Consider the following 18,186-nt stretch of genomic DNA (forward strand, 5'->3'; position numbering starts at 1 on the left):
TGGGTTGGTTGACTGATCGATGCCTCACGGTGGGGCTCGGACACGGGGCGCCGTGTAGGTGCCCGCCGCGCCAGCTCGTCGTGGCGCACCGACGGCCCCGGAATGCGCAGGGCGCCTGGACGTCGCGGGAACCGGAAACGCGCCTACGCCTGCCGCGCGGTCCGTGGCCGATAACCCGGTGCAGGGGGCAAGGATTCGGTTTCGACCGGGAGGTGGCAGGAATGCGTTCGAAGATGCTCAGCGAACGGCAACAGCGGGTGCTCGTCAGCATGAAGCTGCTGGCCACCTTCTGGCAGCGGCGGCTGCCGGCCGAGTCCACCTCGCGCGACGAGATCGAACAGCTGCTCTCGCTGGAGGCCGCGGGCCTGGTGCGCGCGACCTTCGATCGGCCGTTGCGGGAGCGAACGGGCGAGTTCTACATTCCGCGCGCCATCGTTCTCGAAGTGACCGTCGAAGGGCTCTCGGCGTTGACGCGCGCGCAGCGCCAGCAGCCGGGCATCCTCGGGGAAATGCCCAGCCGTCGGCCCGCGCGGTCGAGCCGGGCGCGCAAGGCCGGAGCGGGCGCGGACCCCATTCCCGGGCATTCGGTAGTGAAATGACATGGCGCAACCCCCGCTGTCTTGGCTATCATCCGCGCCCGTCGGAGGTCACCCATGCCGATGGATTTTCTACGCCGCATCAAGGATTCGCAGTTTCCGCTCGCCCTTCATGAAGAGGCCGACATCCGCAACGCCATCGTTCTCGAGGCCGCGGGCCTGATCGAGGCCCGGCTTCCGCCGCCGGGTGTGCCATTGACCCAGGGCCTCTCGATCATCTTTCGGGTGACGCCGGAGGGCAGGGCGGCCCTCTCGAAGGCCGAGCGCACGGATTAAGCCCGCACGCGGCGGGCTCGATACGGGGCGCGACGACTCAAGCCGCCGCCGTCAATTCGGCCATCAGCTCTTCCTTGCGCGCCGCCATCAGCTCGCGCATCGTCACGAGGTCCAGGCCCTTGGCCGCGCGTGCCTTGGGGAACATCTCGTTGCGCTCTTCCTTGACGTGGTGGTCGATGTATTCGCCCAGCACCTTGACCTTGGCATCGAACATCTCGTCGATCTCCCCGGCGTCCTGGATCTGGGCGATCAGGTCCTTGGCGCTGGCATGCTCGACCTCGGCCTCGTCGAGCAGGTCGGTTTCCTTGATCGCTTCGCGCACCGCCGGATAGAAGATCTCTTCCTCGATCTGGGTGTGCACCGTGAGTTCGGCGCAGATCTGCTGCGCCAGCTGGCGCTTCTTCGCGGTCGCGCTCGCGGCCTTCGAGCCGACGAGTTCGTCGTAGGCCGTGAACAGCTTCTTCACGTTCTTGTGGTCGGTGTCGAGCAGGCTGCAGGCGTCGGGTTCGGCGCGTTTGGTGGTCATGTGGGGCTCCTGATTGGGTTTCGTGGAAGCCATGACACTCGGTTCGGGGTTGCCCGCATCGCGTAGGCCTGCAGCGCATCGCCACGCAGGAATGACGCATCCTGCGGCCGCGCCGCCTCATGCCATGTTGGGCTGCCCGTTCGAGGCCATGAGCCCGCCGTCCACCGGCAGCGCCACGCCCGAGACGAAGCTCGCATCGTCGCTCGCCAGGAAGGCCACGACCGCCGCGATCTCCGAAGGCTCGGCCCCGCGCCCCAGCGGAATGCGCTCGCGGAATTTCGCCATCAGCTTGCGGTCGCCCTTCATGTCCTCGGTCATCGGCGTGAAGGTCAGGCTCGGGCAGACGGCGTTGACGCGCACGCCGTCCTTGCCATGGTCGAGCGCGAGGGCCTTGGTGAAGTTGACGATCGCGCCCTTCGAGGCGTTGTAGAAGCCGAGCGCCCAGTCGCCGCCGAGCCCCGAGACCGAGCCGGTGTTGACGATGCAGCCGCGGCTCGCGATCAGGTGCGGCATGGCCGCGCGGCAGCCGTGGAACACGCCGCCGACATTGGTCGCCATGGTCTTCGCCCAGCCGTCGAAAGGCGCCTCGGTCACGCTGCCCTCGACCGCGATGCCGGCGTTGTTGAACAGCACGTGCAGCGCGCCGAAGCGCTTGATGGTGGCGGCCACCAGGGCCTGCACCTGCTTGTAGTTCGAGACGTCGGTGAGCTTGACCAGCGTGCGCTCCGGCGGCAGGTCGGCGGCGACGCGCTCGAGCTTGGCCTTGGTGTCGCCGGCGAGCACGACGCTGGCGCCCTCCTGCGAGAAACGGCGGGCCGTGGCCTCGCCGATGCCGGAACCGGCGCCCGTGACGATGACGACGCGATCGATGAAACGTTGCATGCTGCTGCTCCTTGACATTGAAGCGCCGCAGCTTGGGCAGGCGAAGCGGCGCGTGGTGTCGGTGCGCGGCGATTGCATTGTCGGACGCGCGCCTGCGGGGCGGTGGCCGGCAAGGGCCGCGCGGTGCCTGCTCAGGCGCGTTGCCGGCAGGCTGCGTGTCCCTCGGATTGCGGCCCGGGCATCATGCGCGCGACGAAGTCGATGAACGCCCTGACCTTGGCCGGAACGTGCTCCCTGCCCGGGTAGTAGACATAGAGCGGGAAGGTCTCGTCGGGCCAGTCCGTCAGCACCGGCACCAGCGTGCCGGCGCGCAGGTGCGTTTCGATGCCGAGGTCGATCACCTGCGCGATGCCGTAGCCCGCGAGGCAGGCGCCGATCTTGGTGCCCGCATCGGTGACCGTCAGGCTGCCGCGCACGGCCACCTTCAGCTTCTCGCCGCCGCGCCAGAACTCCCAGTCGAAGAGCCGGCCGGTGGACGGGTCGATGGCCTGGATGCATTCATGACCGCCATCGACCAGGTCCTGCGGCGACGCCGGCCGGCCGCGTTGCGCGAGGTAGGCGGGCGCGGCCACGGTCAGGATCCGCGGGCTGTAGAGCCTGCGGCAGACCAGCGTCGACACCGACGGCGCTCCGAACCGGATGGCGAGATCGAATCCGTCGCTCACCAGGTCCGGGAGATCGTTGCGCGTCTCCAGCTTCAGTTGGAGCGCGGGGTGGCGCCGGAGAAACTCGGCCAGCTCCGGCGCCAGCACGAGGCGGGCGAACACCGCATCGCAGGCCACGCGCAGCGTTCCGTCGACGACCGAGGTCTGTGCCGACGCGCCGACCGTCGCCTCCTCGATGCCCTGGAGCAAGGGCAGCACCTTCGCCAGCAACGCGTGCCCCGCATCCGTCACTTCGACCTGCCGGCTGGTGCGATGCACGAGCTTCGCGCGCAGCCGGTCTTCCAGCCGCTGGATGGCGCGGCTCACCGCGGGCTGCGTCCGGCCCAGGCGCGAGGCGGCACCACTGAAGCTCTTGCAGTCGGCGACCGCGGCCAGCACCAGCAACCCGCCTATGAGTCCTCCATCGAGGTCTTCCATGATCCATGTGTTCCTGTAATGGCAGCGATGCCCGATTCGCGGTAGCGGGGAAGGGGAGGAGCTTTCACCATACGAAGCTTCTATCCCTTGAAGAGATTTCGCAATGACCCAGACCCAAGCCGTCGCCGCCCTGATCGACGACTATTTCCATCTCGCCTACGAGCCGAAGAGCCGCGACTTCCACCAGGTCTTCCACCCGAGCTGCCTCGTCCAATGGCTTCAGGACGGCGAGCTGCAGACCCTGTCGTCGACCGACTATGCGGCGCTCATCCACGGAAGGCCGAGCCCCGGTTCGACGGATTCGCCGCGCGAGGAGGCGATCCTGTCGATGGCGCACATCTCGGACAGCCTCTCGACGGCCACCGTGAAGGTGCGGATTGGCCAGAAGCTGTTCAACGATCACTTCGTGATGCACGAGGTCGAGGGCCGCTGGTCGATCACGAACAAGTCGTCGTTCGTGGCACGGACCTTCGACTGAGACGCGCGGCGGCATGCCTGCTCAGGCGCGCCGCGCCTCCGACCGATTGGCCCGGCGAATGACCTGCGGCGGCTGCCCATAGGCCCGCAGGAAGGCCCGGCGCATGCGGTCGGGATCGCCGAAGCCGGTGTCGCGCGCCACGGTCTCGATCGGCAGCAGCTGCGACTCGATCATCAGCCGCGCCGTCTCGGTGCGCAGCCGCTCGATCGCCTTGGCGGGCGTCTGGCCCGTCTCCTCCCTGAACACGCGGCCGAACTGGCGCGGGCTGAGGCTGGCGGCCTCGGCGAGCTCCTCGAGCGAGAGCTCGTTCGTCAGATGGCTCTTCGCATAGGTGAGCGCCTTCTGGATGCGGTCGGTGCGCGGGCGCAGCTCGAGCAGCGCGGAATGCTGCGACTGGCCGCCGGTGCGCCGGTGGTACACGACCATGCGCTTCGCCACCAGCTTGGCGACGTCGGCACCGCAGTCCTCCTCGACCAGGGCCAGGCCGAGGTCGATGCAGGCGGTGGCGCCGGCCGAGGTCCAGACGCTGCCGTCCTGCACGAAGATGCTGTCCTCCTCGAGCAGCACCTCCGGGTGATGGCGCCGCATCTTGACCACGTGGGCCCAGTGGGTGGTCGCGCGCTTGCCGTCGAGCAGCCCGGCCTGCGCGAGGTTGAAGGCGCCGGTGCAGGCCGCGCCCATGCGCCGCGCGCGGCGCGCCGACTTGCGCAGGAAGGCCAGCATGGCGGGGGAGCCCTCGGTCACGACGGTATCGCCGACCACCAGCACGGTGTCGTAGCGCGCGTTGCCGAACGGCACCGTGCCGACCTCCACGCCGCACGAGGACCGGACGGGCCCGCCGTGCTCGGACAGCAGGGTGTGGACATACAGCGGCTCGGCCAGCGACATGTTGGCGTACTCGAACACCGAGACCACCGCCAGGGTGAGCAGCTGAAAACCGGGATAGATCACCACGCCGACACGAATCATCCGACACCTCGTTCCATGGTGCGCACGGGGCGAGCCCATGGCGCAAAAAGACGGAAACCTGACCTTAACGCCATCGAAGTTTAGACCGAAGATCAACGCCTGTCACCCCGCGAGGGGCCCACTTCAGGAGCACGCATTGACTTCCCCCCACCTCGACCCGGCGAGAAACACGGTCGCGCATTTCCGCCAGCTTCACCGCGCCGCCATGCCGCTGGTGTTGCCCAATGCCTGGGACGCGGCCTCGGCCCGGCTGTTCGAGCACGCCGGTGCCGCGGCCATCGCCACCACCAGCGCGGGGCTCGCCTGGTCGCTGGGCCATGCGGACGGCCGGGCGCTGCCGGTCGACGAAGCCGTCGGTGCGGTCGCGAGGATCGCCAGGGTGCTCACGGTGCCGCTGTCGGTCGACATCGAGAACGGCTATTCGGACGACCCGAAGGCCGTCGTCGAACTCGTGCAGCGGCTGCTCGACCTCGGCGTGATGGGCATCAACATCGAGGACGGACGGGACGCCCCGGCGATCCTGACGGCCAAGATCGAGGCGATCCGGGCCTTCCTGCACCGGACGAACGCCGACCTGTTCGTGAACGCGCGCACCGACGTCGTCCTCGCCGGGCTCGCGGAGCCCTCGGAGCGCGTGGAGGAAACGATCCGGCGCGCGACGCTGTACTCGGCCGCGGGCGCCGACGGCCTGTTCGTGCCGGGCCTGCGCGAGCCGACGGAGATCGAGGACGTCGCCCTCGCCACGCGGCTGCCGCTGAACGTCATGGCCTGGGGTGGCCTGCCCGGTGCGGCCGCGCTCTACAAGCTCGGCGTGCGGCGCCTCAGCGCGGGCTCCGCGATCCCGCAGCTGGTGTGGGGGCAGGCCGAGCGCGCCGCCCGGGGCTTCCTCGAGACCGGCCACTCCGATCCGCTCTCGGCCGACGCCAAGCCGTTCGCCGAGGTGCAGCAGCTTTTCGCCGCGTCGCGCTGAAGGAAAAGCCATGGACAAGCGATTGCTGGTGCTGGCCCTCGGGATGTTCGCGCTCGGCACGGACACCTTCGTGATGGCCGGCATCCTGCCGCAGCTGGCGCACAGCTTCGACGTCGACATCGCAGTGGCCGGCCAGTTGACGACGCTCTATGCGATCGCCTATGCGCTGCTGGCGCCGACGATCGCCGCCGTCGCGGGCAACGTTCCGCGCAAGCAGCTGATGCTGGCGGGGCTCGGCATCTTCGTGCTCGCGAACCTCGCCACGGCGCTCGCGCCCAGCTTCGCGGTCGCGCTGGCGTCGCGCGTGTTCGCCGGACTGGGCGCGGCCATGTACTCCCCGACGGCGACCGGGACGGGCGCGAGCATCGTGGCGCCGAACCGCCGCGGCCAGGCGATCGCCGTGATCGTCGCGGGCCTGACGGCGGCCACGGCGCTGGGCTCGCCGATCGGCACGGTGCTCGGAGGACTCGGCGACTGGCGCTGGACGATGTACTTCGTCTCGGCCGTGGGGCTGGCGGCGGGCCTCGGCATCCTGGTGCTGCTCAGGCAGGTGCCGCTGCCGCCGAGGATCGGTCTCAGGGCGCGCCTGGCGCCGCTGAAGGATTCGCGCATCGGCTGGACCCTGCTGACCACCTACCTGGGCATGGCGGGCAACTTCCTGGTCTACGTCTACTTCTCGGTCGTGTTCGATCGCGTGCTGGTCAACGCGCTGGTGTTCGGTGCGCTGCTGGTGGTCTGGGGCGCCAGCGGAACGCTCACCAACATCGCACTGGCGCGCGTGCTCGACAGGACCAGTCCGACGAGGGTCATGTTCGTGGTGCTGGCGGCCCAGGCGGTGGACATGGCCTTCCTGCCCTGGACCAGCGCCTCGCTATGGCCCGCCGTCGTGGCCGTCGCGATCTGGGGGGCGACAGGGTGGGGCATCCAGGGGCCGCAGCAGTATCGGCTGGTCAATATCGCGCCGCCCATTGCGCCGGTGCTGCTCGGCCTCAATACCGCGGCGACCTACCTCGGCGTGACGACGGCCGGCATCCTGGGCGCCATCGGCATCCACGTCCTCGGCGCCCACCACCTGAGCCTGATCAGCGTCGGTGTGTTCATGCTCGCGATCTTCACCTCGCACATGGCCGGCCGCCGGATCGCCGGGCACCGTGCCGAGGGGATTGCGAGCGCCGCGCTGCCGGCGCGCTCATGACGAGGGGCGCGTCGCCGAGGCCGCCGGCTGCTGCTTGTTGCGGGCCGATCGCGAGGCTTCGCTGCGCGCCAGCCACAGGCCGCTCGCGACGATCAGCGCGCCGCCGCCCAGGGTCCAGGCATCGGGCACGGCCTGCCAGAACAGCCAGTCGAGCAGGATGGCCCAGGCCAGCGCGCTGTACTCGAAGGGCGCGATGGCAGCGGCCTGGCCATGGCGGAAAGCCTCGGCGATGGCCAGTTGCCCGAGGAAGCCGCTGAGGGCCAGGCCCGCGAGCATCCATGCGTGCTCGGCGCGGATCGGCACCCATTGCGGCGCCGCCAGCAGGCTGCCGCCCAGGGCCATGCCGACGGTGGTCCAGAACACCAGCGCGGCGCTCGGCTCGGTACGGCTGATGAGCCGGCCCAGCATGTTCGACAGCGCATAGCAGACCGCGGCCACCAGGATCGCGATGGCGCCCGTCGAGAGGAAGGCGCCTTGCTCGGGCCGCAGCGCGATCACCACGCCCGCGAAGCCCAGCCCGATGGCGATCCAGTGCCGCGCGTGGATCGACTCGCCGAGCATCGGCACGGCGATCAGCACCATCAGCAGCGGCGCGATGAAGGTGAGCGTGTAGGCCTCGGCCAGCCCCAGGGTCTTGAGGCCATGGACGAAGAGCACGAGCATCGCCATGTTCAGCACGGCGCGCAGCAGGTGCAGCCGCCAGCGCAACCGGCGGTTGAAGACGCCGGCCGCCTCGCGGCGCCAGGCGACGTAGAGGCAGACCAGGGGCAGGGCCGTGAGGCCGCGCAGTGCCATCACCTGCGCCGGCGGATAGTGCGCGGCCAGGGTCTTGAGCAGCGCGTCCATGCAGGCGAAGAAGGCGCAGGCCAGCAGCATCGCGGCGATGCCGCGCAGGGTTCCGGTCGATTGCATCGGGTCGGTTGTCTCGCGACGGGGCGGGGTCGTTGCCGCCGTCGGGCTTTTGCGGGATGTTTGGCGCATTCTGCCTGTGCGGCGAAATCCTACCCACGATTCCGACGGCTGCCCACGGGCCGCGCGGGGCGCATGCGTAGCCTCTTTTCTTTGTCGCAAAGGAAGCCCCGCATGGCCCACAAGAAAGTCGCCGACCTCGTCATCGAAACCCTGCAGAAGGCCGGCGCCAGACGTTGCTACGGGATCGTCGGCGACACGCTGAACCACGTGACCGACGCGATCCGCCGCAGCGAGATCGAATGGGTGCATGTGCGCCACGAGGAAGCGGCCGCCTTCGCCGCCGGCGCGGAGTCGTACCTGACGGGCGAGTTGAGCCTCTGCGCGGGCTCGTGCGGGCCGGGCGGGCTGCACTTCATCAACGGCGTCTTCGAGGCGAACCGCAACCGCGCACCGGTGGTGCTGATCGCGAGCCAGATCGTGACGGCCGAGCTCGGCATGGAGTTTCCGCAGGAGGTGGACTTCAAGTCGCTCTATGCGGGCTGCAGCGTCTTCTGCGAACAAGTGCAGTCGGCCGAACAGGCGCAGCGCGTGGTGGCGCTCGCGGCGCAGGCGGCGCTGTCGCGGCGCGGCGTGGCCGTCGTCATTTTGCCGAGCGACATCGCGCAGACCGAGGTGAAGGAGGGCCTGGGCTTCTCGGTGCACCGCGCCGCGCCGGTGATCCGGCCCAACGATGCCGAACTCGCGCAGCTGGCGGACCTGCTCGGCAAGGGAAAGAAGATCGCGATCTATGCGGGCCATGGCTGCGAGGGCGCGCACGAGATGCTGCTGGCGCTCGGCCAGTGCCTGAAGGCGCCGATCGCCCACACCTCGCGCGCCAAGGACTTCGTGGAGTACGACAACCCCTTCAACATGGGCATGACCGGCATCTTCGGCGTGGAATCGGGCTACCGCGCGCTGCAGGAGTGCGACACGCTGCTGCTGCTGGGCGCCGACTTCGCGTGGAGCCAGTTCTATCCGGCCAAGGCGACCATCCTGCAGATCGACGTCGACGGCAGCCATCTCGGGCGCCGCCATCCGGTGGCGCTGGGGCTGGTGGGCGACATCGCGCACACCATCGAGGCGCTGATCCCCCTGCTCGAGGAGCGTGCCGACCGAAGTTTTCTCGACGACTGCCTGCGCCACCGCCAGGCCTCGCTGGAGACGCTGCGCCGCGACGAGCGGCCCGGCAAGGCGGGGCTGATCCATCCGCAGCACCTCACGCGCGTGATCGACGAACTGGCGGCCGACGATGCCGTCTTCACGGCCGATGGCGGCAGCCCGATGGTGTGGTCGCTGCGCCACCTCACGATGAACGGCCGCCGTCGCACGCTCGTGAGCCTGCTGCACGGGACCATGGCCAACGCCATGCCGCAGGCGCTGGGCGCGCAGAAGGCCTTCCCGGGCCGGCAGGTGATCTCGCTGTCGGGCGACGGCGGCATCGCGATGCTGCTGGGCGACCTGATGACGGCCGTGCAGGAGAAGCTGCCGATCAAGGTCGTGGTCTACAACAACGCGAGCCTGAACTTCGTGGAGCTCGAGCAGAAGGTCGAGGGGCTGCTCGACAACTACACCGACCTGCTGAACCCCGACTTCGCGCGGCTGGCGGAGGTGATCGGCTTCTACGGGCAGAAGGTGGAGCGCGCCGAGCAACTGCCCGATGCCGTGCGCGCCTTCCTCGCGCATCCCGGGCCGGCGCTGCTCGACGTGAAGGTCAACCGCACGGAGCTGGTGATGCCGCCGAAGGTGGAGTTCAGCCAGGTCGCGGGCACGATGCTGTATTCCGCCAAGGCGGTGCTCGGCGGGCGCTCGTCGGACGTGGTGGACCTGATCAAGGACAACTTCACCGAATGACGCCGGCCCTGTCCATGCTGCACGGCAACGTTCTTCTGTCCCATGGCGAGACGCTGCTGCGCCTGTTCGTCGCCGCCGCGCTCGGCAGCCTCGTCGGCCTGGAGCGCGAGCGCCTGCTGTGGGCCGCGGGCATCCGCACGCACATGCTGGTGAGCGTGGGCGCCTGCCTGTTCATGCTGGTGTCGGCCTATGGCTTCGCGGACAGCCTGCGCGGCGAGCACGTGGTGCTCGACCCGTCGCGCGCGGCCGCGCAGGTGGTGTCGGGCATCGGCTTCCTCGGTGCCGGCGCGATCCTCGCGCGCGGGGAGATCGTGCGCGGGCTCACGACCGCCGCGAGCATCTGGACCGTGGCCGCGATCGGGCTCGCGGTCGGCGGCGGGCTCTATTTTCCGGCGGCCGCCTCCACCGTGATCATCCTGGTGATCCTCGCGGGCATCAAGCCGCTCGAAGAGGCCTACCGCGCGCGCAGCCAGAGCTGCCGGCTGCGCGTGGTCGCGACGCACGGCGCGGTGAGCCCGGAGTCGCTCGAGCAGGGTCTCGACCTGCAACCCGCGCGGCTGCGGCGCTTCCTGGTCGCGGTGCGACCGGGCGGTGAGCTCGACGACATCACGGTGCAGCTGGTGCGCGTGTCCTCGGCCGACATCGGCAATTTCGTGCGGCGGCTCGAGACGCTGGAAGGCGTGCAGTCGGTCGAGGTCGTGACGCGCGGCGGCGGGCACGGCGCCGAGGCCAGTTGAGGCAGTCGCGCGAACTCAAGCCGACGGTTGCGCGGCGAGTTCGTGGCTGCGCAGCGAGGGCTCGAGCGAGAGCGCACGCCTCGCAGCCTGCGCCCGCGCGGCATCGAGCTCGACCAGCAGGCTGATCTCTCCCGCCACGCTGGTCGCGATCGGCACGCCGTCGCAGTACAGCACGCGCGAGCCCGCGACCCGCGGCACCTTGGGACCATTCACGACCGTGCCGAGCAGATTGGCCGGGTCGCTGGCCGCGAGCGCGATCAGCGCACCGTCGCCCGGCTCGCGGCGCACGCGCCGCATCGACGCCACCGCCTCGGGCAAGGCGAACTGCTCGCCCGACACGCCGGCGATGAAGCGGCCGCCACGGATCTCGCCGCGCGCCTCGAGCCGGCGGCACACGCGCACCAGCTCGCGCCAGGACGGCAGCCACGCGGCCTCGCGCTCGAGCAGCCGCCAGCAGACGACGCCGTAGCGGCGCAGCAGCACGTGCACCACCTGTTCGATCGCTTCGGCGGAGCTGGCGGCCAGCGCTTCGGCGGCGGCGGGGGGCCGCACCAAAGTCCAGCGCCCGGCGTCCTCGATGCTGAAGAGGGGCGCGCGCCGCCGGCGCCGCAGGTCGGCCGAGGCGCGCTTGGCGGCCGGCACCAGCAGGGCGCGCAGGCCCGCGTAGCTGTCGCAGCGCGCGCGGCCCTTGGCGACCAGTTCGGTCAGCGCCTCCTCGATCTCGACCGGCAGCAGCCGGGTGCCGTGCGCGATCTCGTCGAAGAAGCAGGCGCCGTGCTGGGCCAGGTGCGTGGCGACGCGTGAAGCGCGCGAGCCCAGGTTGTCATCATCGGCGGGAGCCGGTGCGAGCGTGGTCCACAGCGCCGAACTGCGGCGCGGCAGCAGCACCACCGGCGTGGCGCGCAACGACAGGCTGCCCGCGCCCTTGCGCCCCTCGGTGGCCGTCGGCCGCAGCCGCGTCCACAGCACGCGCCCGGCGGTGCACAGGTCGTCGAGCCAGGCGCCCGCGTAGTCGCTCACGCGCGCGGGCAGCAGCTCGGCCTCCCACAGCGGCGCGGGCGCTTCGTAGCCTTCGAGCTGCGAGAGGATGCCCGACAGTGCTTCCGGGCCGCTCACGCGCGAGCCCGCGCCGATGTGCTGCCATTCGAAGAGGAAGCGCACGAAGTCGCGCGGCTCGACCGGTTCGATCTCGCGGCGCAAGCGGCCGAGCGTGTAGCGGTGGATGCGTGCCAGCAGATGGCGCTCGCACCATTCGGGCTCGGTGCCGCCGGGCGTGAAACGGCCCTGCAGCACGCTGCCTTCGGCCTGCAGCGCGAGCAGGGCGCCTTCGACGTCCGCGGCCGACAGGAAGAGCGGCGTGGCAAGCTGCGCGACCGTCACGGGGCCGAGCCCGCCCAGGCGCGAGCGCAGCAGTTCGCGCAGTGCGGTGTCGCGATCGGCGGGTTGCTCGGCGTCGTCGGGCGCGGCGATGGCGGGCTGCATCGGCGCATCGGGTGCCACGGCGCGCAGCAGGCCGAGCCGCTCGGCAGTCACCCAGAGGCCGCGCGCGGAACGCCCCTTGCCCTCGAACAGCAGGCGCGTCGCGCGGCCGGCCTTGGCGAGGGCCGTCAGCCATTTCTTCCAATCCGCCTGCCTGGCCACCTCGTCGTCGTTCAGGGCGCCGAGCATGCCGAGCGCCTCGTGCATCTCGTCGGCGCCGCGCGGTTGCGGCCATGCCTCCTCGCGCACGCTCGCGATGGCCTGCGCGTCGAGCTGGCCGACGTCGTCGGCGCTCTGCGGATCGGTGTAGCGCCGGTTCTGCACGGCCTGCGTGCGGCGCTCCTCCAGCGGCGCGTCGTCGAGGAAGGCATAGGGCCGCGCGTTCAGGGCCTCGAGCGCGAGCGGCGAGGGCGCGGGCAGGTCGCGCGCCAGCACGCGCACCGCGCCGGCCTCCATGCGCCGCAGCAGCGCGAGCCAGCCATCGGCATCCATCGCGTCGTGCAGGCAGTCGTCCAGCGTCTGCGCGACCAGCGGATGCTCGGGGATCTCGCGCTCGCCGACGATGTTCTCCGCGCATGCGACCTGGTCGGGAAAGACGGCCGCGAGCAGATCCTCGGAACGCATGCGCTGCAGCTGCGGCGCCACCTTGCGCCCGCCGGTGAAGCGCGGCAGCGCGAGCGCGGTGGTGGCGTTCCAGCGCCAGCGCACGCCGAACAGGGGCGCGTCGAGCAGCGCCTGCACCAGCACATGCAGCGCTGAGGCCGAATGCAGGTAGCGCGCCACCTCGTCGAGCGGGAAGCTGTGGCTGGTCGAGAGCGACAGCACGATCGCGTCCTCGGTCGCCGCGGCCTGCAGCTCGAAGTTGAAGGTGCGGCAGAAGCGCTTGCGCAGCGCCAGGCCCCAGGCGCGGTTGAGCCGGCTGCCGAAGGGCGCGTGGATCACCAGCTGCATGCCGCCCGAGGCATCGAAGAAGCGCTCCATCACGAGCGTGTGCTGCGTGGGCAGGTCGCCGAGCACGGCGCGCGCCTGCGCGAGATGCGCGACGATCTGGCGCGCGGCCTCGTCGTCGAGGCCGATGGCCTGCGTCAGCAGCGCCATCGCCGCGTCGTTGCCGCCCGATGCGAGCGCCTGTGACACCTCCTCGCGCAGCCGCGACACGCCGAACGACAGCTCGTCGCTGCGCCCCGGCGCCTCACCGAGCCAGAACGGGATGTTGGGCGCCGCGCCCTGCGCGTCCTCCACCCGCACGCGGCCCGGCTCGATCTTGAGGATGCGGTAGCTGGTGTTGCCGAGCTGGAACACGTCGCCCGCGAGGCTCTCGACCGCGAAGTCCTCGTTGACGGTGCCGATCTTGTCGGCCTGCGGTTCCAGCACGACCGTGTAGTCGCCGGTCTCGGGGATGGTGCCGCCGGAGGTCAGCGCGGTCATGCGCGCGCCCTTGCGTTCGCGCAGCAGGTGGTGCACGGCATCGCGGTGCACATAGCCCGCGCGCTGGCCCTGCCGCGTGGCGAAGCCCTCGGACACCATGCGCACCACCTCCATGAAGCGCGCCTGCGACAGCTGCGCATAGGGCCAGGCGCGACGTACCAGGGCGAACAGCTGGTCCTCGTTCCATTCGCGGCAGGCGGTCTCGGCCACGATCTGCTGCGCCAGCACGTCCAGCGGCGCCGGCAGCACGCGCAGCGCGTCGAGCTCGCCGCGGCGGATGCAGTCGAGCAGGGCGGCGCATTCGACCAGCTCGTCGCGCGACTGCGCGAACAGCCGCGCCTTCGGCACGCCGCCCACCGCATGGCCCGAGCGCCCGGCGCGCTGCAGAAAGGTGGCGATGGCGCGCGGCGAGCCGAGCTGGCACACGAGGTCGACGTCGCCGATGTCCAGGCCCAGCTCGAGCGAGGCCGTGGCGACGAGCACCTTGAGCTCGCCGCGCTTGAGGCGCTGCTCGGCGGCCAGCCGCGTCTCCTTCGACAGACTGCCATGGTGCGCGGCCACCGCCTCCTTGCCGAGGATGTCGCCCAGGTGCCGCGCTGCGCGCTCGGCCATGCGGCGCGTGTTGACGAACACCAGCGTGGTCTTGTGCAGCCACACGAGCTCGGCCACGCGCGCATAGACCTGCGTCCACTGGTCGCCCGACATCACGGCCTCGAGCGGCGTGGGCGGCAGCTCGAGCGCGAGGTCGCGCTGCTTGGCATAGCCGATGTCGACGATCTCGCAGTCGGCCGTGCCGTCGGCGCGCAGCGCGCCCGCGCCGACCAGGAAGCGCGCCACCTCGTCGATGGGCTTCTGCGTGGCCGACAGGCCGATGCGCACCGGCCGCGCGCCGCCTTGCGCCGTGCAGAGCTCCTGCAATCGCTCCAGCGACAGCGCCAGGTGGCTGCCGCGCTTGCTCGCGGCGATGGCGTGGATCTCGTCGACGATCACGCTGCGCACCGTCGACAGCATCTTGCGGCCCGAGGCGGAGCCCAGCAGCACGTAGAGCGACTCGGGCGTGGTCACCAGCACGTGCGGCGGCCGGCGCAGGCTCTGCTGGCGCTCGCGCTGCGGCGTGTCGCCGGTGCGCACGGCGGTGCGGATGTCGATCTCGGGCAGGCCCAGCGCCGCCAGCTCGGCGCGGATGCCCGCGAGCGGCGCGTCGAGGTTCAGGCGGATGTCGTTGGACAGCGCCTTCAGCGGCGAGACGTAGACGACGGCGGTCTCGTCGGGCAGGCCGGCGGGATCGAGGCCGCGGCGCACCAGGTCGTCGAGCGCCGCGAGGAAGGCCGTGAGCGTCTTGCCCGAGCCGGTGGGCGCGGCCACCAGCGTGTCGCGCCCGGCACGGATCGCCGGCCACGCCTGGGCCTGGGCCGAGGTGGGGCCGGGAAAGGTTCGCAGGAACCAGCGGGCGACGGAGGGGTGAAACGAGTGCAGGTCCACGGGAAGTGCAGGCTACGACAACGGTCGCGGGGGCGCAACGCGCGCGCCGTAGACCCTGCAGGTCGGGACGTTGCGGGGCAACTCAAGAGGGTTCGGACGCGGCCGGTTGCGAGGCCTGGTGCGCTCTCGCGAAATTCCCGAGCGAGGAAGCGTCCTCACGAGGCCCCGTCGCGCACCATGTCGATCAGTGCACGCAAGGCACCGGAGACGTGGCGGTGTCCCGGATAGTAGAGACACAGGCCTGGATAGGCGGGACACCATTCATCCAGCACGCGTTCGAGCCTGCCGTCGCGCAATGCCTCCAGGGCGAGGTGATCGGGCACGAAGGCGATGCCGATGCCCTCGATCGCGGCATCGACCATCAGCGGCTGGTCGGTGAGGGTGATCGGCCCCTTGACGTCGATGCTCTCCTCGACGCCATGGCGGGCGAACTCCCAGCGATAGAGGGCGCCGCTCTCGAAACGGAACCGGATGCAGTCGTGCTGGTGCAGGTCCTGCGGCACGGCGGGCCGACCGCGCGCCGCCAGGTAGCTCGGCGAGGCAACGGCGGCAAAACGCACCGGCCCGCCCACGCGCACCGAAATCATGTCCTGCGGCACGGCTTCGAACAGGCGAATGCCCGCGTCGAAGCCGTCGGCGACGACGTCGCCGAGCCTCCCGTCGCAGACGATGTCGAGATGGACCTGCGGATACATGCGCACGAAGCGCGCGAGCAGGGGCCGCAGCACCAGGCGAACCGCGCCTTCGCTGGAATTGATGCGTATCGTGCCGCTGGGGGTGTGCTGAAACTCGTCGACCTCCTGCAATGCCTGCGTGAGCGACGACAAGCTGGGCCGCAACTTGACCGCCAGCCGCTCCCCGGCATCGGTCAAGGACATGCTGCGCGTGGTCCGGTTCAGCAGTCTCACGGCCAGGCGCTGCTCGAGCGTCTTGATGGAGTGGCTGACGGCCGATGCCGTGATGTCCAGCTCCCGGCCCGCGGCACGAAAGCTGCGGTGCGCCGCGACCGAAAGAAAGACATTCAGCGCGAACAGATCGCAGCCTTTGAATTGATGAACGGGATTCATCGGAGCAACAAGTGTTGGTGGGATTGTCCGAATGGTATGGCCTTCCTAGACTGGCTCGCACAGTCACACGAAAGGTATTCGAACCATGTCCCAGAAGATCTTGATCACGGGTGCGAGCTCGGGCTTCGGCCGCGGCTCTGCCATCGAACTGGCCCGGCAAGGCCACCAGGTGGTGGCCGCCGCCGAAACCTGGCCGCAGGTCCGCGGCCTGCGCGCGGATGCCGCCGCCGCCGGGGTCGAGATGGAGGTGATCAAGCTCAACCTGCTCGACGGCATCGACATCGCGCACGCGGGCTCCTTCGATCCCGACGTGCTGGTGCTCAACGCCGGCGTCATGGAGGGCGGCTCGATCGCCGACATCCCGATGCAGCGCGTGCGCGAGTCGTTCGACATCAACGTGTTCGGGCATCTGCAGCTGGTGCAGGCCATCCTGCCCAGGATGGTGGCGCGCCGCTCGGGCAAGGTGGTGTGGACCTCGTCGATGGGCGGCATCCTGGTGGTGCCTTTCCTCGGCATCTACTGCGCGACCAAGCACGCGATCGAAGCCATTGCCGGATCGATGAAAGCGGAGCTCGCGCCCTTCGGCATCAAGGTCGCGACCGTCAACCCCGGCGTCTTCGGCACCGGCTTCAACGACACCGGGGCCGAGAGCTTCGTGCAGTGGTACGACGCCGACAAGGCGGTCGTGCCGATGCCCGACTTCAGCGGGAGCCTGCTCGATCAGGCCGATCCGCAGGAAATGATCGACGCCATGGTCGAGATCATTCCCGCCGACGAGCACCTCTACCGCACGATGCGTCCGCTGGCGACGATCGATGCCGCCAGGCAGTGGCAGGCGACGGAGTGGTCGCAGAATGCCTGACATCGCCATCGACCATGCCCACCACGTGGTGGCCCGGGGCCGGCAGGCTGCACAAGAGGCCGGCGTGAACGCGGTGTTCGCGGTCCTCGACCGCGGTGCGAACCTGGTCACCTTTTCGCGCATGGACGATGCGTGGCTCGCCTCGAGCGAACTGGCCATCGCCAAGGCCCGCGCCTCCGTGATGTTCAGGATGCCGAGCGAAGCGCTGAATGCGCCGCTGCAGGTGGGGGTACCGGCGCCGCACTTCGACCACATCCACGCGGGCGGTCTGCTGCTGATGGGCGGCGGCTTGCCGCTGTTCGATGGCGACGGTGTGCTGATCGGTGCGCTGGGGGTGTCCGGCGGAACACCCGATCAGGATGCGGCACTCGCACGTGCAGCCATTGCTTGATTGGCGCGGGAAGGCATGCGGGCGTCGATGCCCTCGCGTTCAAGCCTCGGGCGGCACCGCGCCATAGGCATCGGTGATCAGGTGCGCGAGCGCGCGCGAGGCTTCGTTCATGTTGCGCTTGCTGCGATGAACCAGGCCGATGTCCCGATGGAAGGTGTCTTCCTCGAGGTCGATGACACGGACCGCCGCGGGCCAGCGGCGGTTGCGCATCGTCTGCGGCACCAGCGACGCGCCCAGCCCCAGGGCGACCAGACGGATCAGCGCCTCCAGTTCGTCCGCCTCGCAGACGTCCCTCACTGCAATATGTTCGCGTCGCAGAAAACGGTCCACCTGCCGGCCGGCCAGCGATGCGCGGTCGTAGCGGATGAAGGGGAGCGTCATGAGCAGCTCCCGCCAGCCGATGTCCGGCGCATCCCTCGGAACGATGAGCCGGAAGGGCTCCTGCGCCAGCGTGGTCCATCGCAGGTCGCTGTGCAGGGAGAAGGGCGGCCGGATGACGATCGCCATCTCGAGTTCGCCGGCATCGACGAGCTGGGCCAGGTCCATCGAGAGGCCCGGCACCAGCCGGGTCCGGACCTCCGGAAACTGCCGATGGAAGCGCGCGATCGCCTCGGGCAGCAGGTGCGATTGCGCCGAAGCGATCGAGCCGATGCTGAACCGGAACGAGGTCGGCGTTCCGATGTTGCCGGCGCACAGGTCCGAATACATGCGGATGAGCTGCTCGGCCTGGCCGACCATCTGGTGCCCGCGATCGTTGAGGCGGGCGGTGCGGCCGGCGCGGTCGAAGAGGTCGTGGCCCACCTCGGCCTCCAGGCGCTGCATCTGGGCGCTGATGGCCGACTGGGTGAGTCCGATCTTGTCGCCAGCGGCCGAGAAGGTGCCCTCGCTCGCGACCGCCAGAAGGGTCTTCAGTTCTCGGATCATGGAAGCGATCTGCTGTTCTCGAGCGCCGGGGACGAGCCCT

At 70.1% G+C, this 18,186-nt stretch carries 17 protein-coding genes; 9 read left to right on the forward strand and 8 right to left on the reverse strand.

The features are described 5' to 3' along the window. Positions 1-221: 221 nt before the first annotated feature. Together AC07RV_RS03385 and AC07RV_RS03390 are read left to right on the forward strand one after the other, a co-directional pair. A complete protein-coding gene (locus AC07RV_RS03385; RefSeq protein WP_296782424.1) occupies positions 222-599 on the forward strand; it encodes a hypothetical protein in 378 nt (125 codons plus the stop codon). Positions 600-653: 54 nt separating this feature from the next. Then, positions 654-872, forward strand: a complete 219-nt coding sequence (locus AC07RV_RS03390; RefSeq protein ID WP_296782425.1) for a hypothetical protein — start codon at positions 654-656, stop codon at positions 870-872. A gap of 37 nt (positions 873-909) precedes the next feature. Here the strand turns inward: AC07RV_RS03390 and AC07RV_RS03395 are convergent, their stop codons facing one another. From AC07RV_RS03395 to AC07RV_RS03405, 3 genes are all read right to left on the reverse strand, one after another. Further along, positions 910-1,398: a hemerythrin domain-containing protein gene (locus tag AC07RV_RS03395; RefSeq protein ID WP_296782426.1), complete on the reverse strand. Its 489-nt coding sequence runs from the start codon at positions 1,396-1,398 to the stop codon at positions 910-912. 117 nt (positions 1,399-1,515) lie between these two features. Beyond that, positions 1,516-2,280: a meso-2,3-butanediol dehydrogenase gene (gene budC, locus AC07RV_RS03400; RefSeq protein ID WP_093349551.1), complete on the reverse strand. Its 765-nt coding sequence runs from the start codon at positions 2,278-2,280 to the stop codon at positions 1,516-1,518. Between the two features lie 131 nt (positions 2,281-2,411). Then, positions 2,412-3,362, reverse strand: a complete 951-nt coding sequence (locus tag AC07RV_RS03405) for a LysR family transcriptional regulator (RefSeq protein ID WP_296782427.1) — start codon at positions 3,360-3,362, stop codon at positions 2,412-2,414. A 103-nt stretch (positions 3,363-3,465) separates the two neighbouring features. Here AC07RV_RS03405 and AC07RV_RS03410 point away from each other — a divergent pair, with 103 nt between their 5' ends. Continuing rightward, positions 3,466-3,840 (forward strand): nuclear transport factor 2 family protein, encoded by a 375-nt coding sequence (locus tag AC07RV_RS03410; RefSeq protein ID WP_093349545.1) that lies wholly within the window; start codon positions 3,466-3,468, stop codon positions 3,838-3,840. 21 nt (positions 3,841-3,861) lie between these two features. Here the strand turns inward: AC07RV_RS03410 and AC07RV_RS03415 are convergent, their stop codons facing one another. Continuing rightward, a complete protein-coding gene (locus tag AC07RV_RS03415) occupies positions 3,862-4,809 on the reverse strand; it encodes a GlxA family transcriptional regulator (protein WP_208513440.1) in 948 nt (315 codons plus the stop codon). Between the two features lie 136 nt (positions 4,810-4,945). Between AC07RV_RS03415 and AC07RV_RS03420 the strand changes: the two genes are divergently transcribed. Together AC07RV_RS03420 and AC07RV_RS03425 are read left to right on the forward strand one after the other, a co-directional pair. Beyond that, the gene (locus AC07RV_RS03420) at positions 4,946-5,779 is read left to right on the forward strand and encodes an isocitrate lyase/PEP mutase family protein (RefSeq protein ID WP_296782428.1); all 834 of its coding nucleotides are present in this window, start codon (positions 4,946-4,948) and stop codon (positions 5,777-5,779) included. 10 nt (positions 5,780-5,789) lie between these two features. Continuing rightward, positions 5,790-6,974, forward strand: coding sequence for an MFS transporter (locus AC07RV_RS03425; RefSeq protein ID WP_296782429.1), 1,185 nt, complete (start codon positions 5,790-5,792; stop codon positions 6,972-6,974). On the opposite strand, the gene AC07RV_RS03430 is transcribed toward AC07RV_RS03425, so the two are convergent. Then, positions 6,969-7,886, reverse strand: coding sequence for a DMT family transporter (locus tag AC07RV_RS03430; RefSeq protein WP_296782430.1), 918 nt, complete (start codon positions 7,884-7,886; stop codon positions 6,969-6,971). The two genes, AC07RV_RS03425 and AC07RV_RS03430, sit on opposite strands and share 6 nt — an antisense overlap. A gap of 171 nt (positions 7,887-8,057) precedes the next feature. On the opposite strand from AC07RV_RS03430, the gene AC07RV_RS03435 reads away from it, so the two are divergent. Next, positions 8,058-9,776 (forward strand): thiamine pyrophosphate-dependent enzyme, encoded by a 1,719-nt coding sequence (locus AC07RV_RS03435; protein WP_296782431.1) that lies wholly within the window; start codon positions 8,058-8,060, stop codon positions 9,774-9,776. Between the two features lie 14 nt (positions 9,777-9,790). After that, complete coding sequence (locus AC07RV_RS03440; RefSeq protein ID WP_371268843.1) at positions 9,791-10,513, forward strand: MgtC/SapB family protein; 723 nt, start codon at positions 9,791-9,793, stop codon at positions 10,511-10,513. 15 nt (positions 10,514-10,528) lie between these two features. Here AC07RV_RS03440 and AC07RV_RS03445 read toward each other — a convergent pair whose 3' ends face one another. Both AC07RV_RS03445 and AC07RV_RS03450 read right to left on the reverse strand, forming a co-directional pair. Beyond that, positions 10,529-14,902: a DEAD/DEAH box helicase gene (locus AC07RV_RS03445; RefSeq protein ID WP_296782432.1), complete on the reverse strand. Its 4,374-nt coding sequence runs from the start codon at positions 14,900-14,902 to the stop codon at positions 10,529-10,531. A gap of 155 nt (positions 14,903-15,057) precedes the next feature. Continuing rightward, the gene (locus AC07RV_RS03450) at positions 15,058-15,969 is read right to left on the reverse strand and encodes a LysR family transcriptional regulator (protein WP_296782433.1); all 912 of its coding nucleotides are present in this window, start codon (positions 15,967-15,969) and stop codon (positions 15,058-15,060) included. 85 nt (positions 15,970-16,054) lie between these two features. On the opposite strand from AC07RV_RS03450, the gene AC07RV_RS03455 reads away from it, so the two are divergent. After that, complete coding sequence (locus AC07RV_RS03455) at positions 16,055-16,831, forward strand: SDR family oxidoreductase (RefSeq protein ID WP_093349521.1); 777 nt, start codon at positions 16,055-16,057, stop codon at positions 16,829-16,831. Then, on the forward strand, positions 16,824-17,222 hold the full coding sequence (locus AC07RV_RS03460) for a GlcG/HbpS family heme-binding protein (protein ID WP_296782434.1): 399 nt from the start codon (positions 16,824-16,826) through the stop codon (positions 17,220-17,222). Before AC07RV_RS03455 ends, AC07RV_RS03460 begins: the two co-directional genes overlap by 8 nt. A 39-nt stretch (positions 17,223-17,261) precedes the next feature. Here AC07RV_RS03460 and AC07RV_RS03465 read toward each other — a convergent pair whose 3' ends face one another. Beyond that, positions 17,262-18,146, reverse strand: coding sequence for a LysR family transcriptional regulator (locus AC07RV_RS03465; RefSeq protein ID WP_296782526.1), 885 nt, complete (start codon positions 18,144-18,146; stop codon positions 17,262-17,264). Positions 18,147-18,186: the final 40 nt, after the last annotated feature.

The organism is Variovorax sp. GW821-FHT09B01 (assembly GCF_059418345.1).

Coding starts and splice junctions, on each gene's coding strand:
- AC07RV_RS03385 (WP_296782424.1), top strand. CDS start 222: ATGCGTTCGAAGATGCTCAGCGAACGGCAACAGCGGGTGCTCGTCAGC.
- AC07RV_RS03390 (WP_296782425.1), top strand. CDS start 654: ATGCCGATGGATTTTCTACGCCGCATCAAGGATTCGCAGTTTCCGCTC.
- AC07RV_RS03395 (WP_296782426.1), bottom strand. CDS start 1,398: ATGACCACCAAACGCGCCGAACCCGACGCCTGCAGCCTGCTCGACACC.
- budC (WP_093349551.1), bottom strand. CDS start 2,280: ATGCAACGTTTCATCGATCGCGTCGTCATCGTCACGGGCGCCGGTTCC.
- AC07RV_RS03405 (WP_296782427.1), bottom strand. CDS start 3,362: ATGGAAGACCTCGATGGAGGACTCATAGGCGGGTTGCTGGTGCTGGCC.
- AC07RV_RS03410 (WP_093349545.1), top strand. CDS start 3,466: ATGACCCAGACCCAAGCCGTCGCCGCCCTGATCGACGACTATTTCCAT.
- AC07RV_RS03415 (WP_208513440.1), bottom strand. CDS start 4,809: ATGATTCGTGTCGGCGTGGTGATCTATCCCGGTTTTCAGCTGCTCACC.
- AC07RV_RS03425 (WP_296782429.1), top strand. CDS start 5,790: ATGGACAAGCGATTGCTGGTGCTGGCCCTCGGGATGTTCGCGCTCGGC.
- AC07RV_RS03430 (WP_296782430.1), bottom strand. CDS start 7,886: ATGCAATCGACCGGAACCCTGCGCGGCATCGCCGCGATGCTGCTGGCC.
- AC07RV_RS03435 (WP_296782431.1), top strand. CDS start 8,058: ATGGCCCACAAGAAAGTCGCCGACCTCGTCATCGAAACCCTGCAGAAG.
- AC07RV_RS03440 (WP_371268843.1), top strand. CDS start 9,791: ATGCTGCACGGCAACGTTCTTCTGTCCCATGGCGAGACGCTGCTGCGC.
- AC07RV_RS03450 (WP_296782433.1), bottom strand. CDS start 15,969: ATGAATCCCGTTCATCAATTCAAAGGCTGCGATCTGTTCGCGCTGAAT.
- AC07RV_RS03455 (WP_093349521.1), top strand. CDS start 16,055: ATGTCCCAGAAGATCTTGATCACGGGTGCGAGCTCGGGCTTCGGCCGC.
- AC07RV_RS03460 (WP_296782434.1), top strand. CDS start 16,824: ATGCCTGACATCGCCATCGACCATGCCCACCACGTGGTGGCCCGGGGC.
- AC07RV_RS03465 (WP_296782526.1), bottom strand. CDS start 18,146: ATGATCCGAGAACTGAAGACCCTTCTGGCGGTCGCGAGCGAGGGCACC.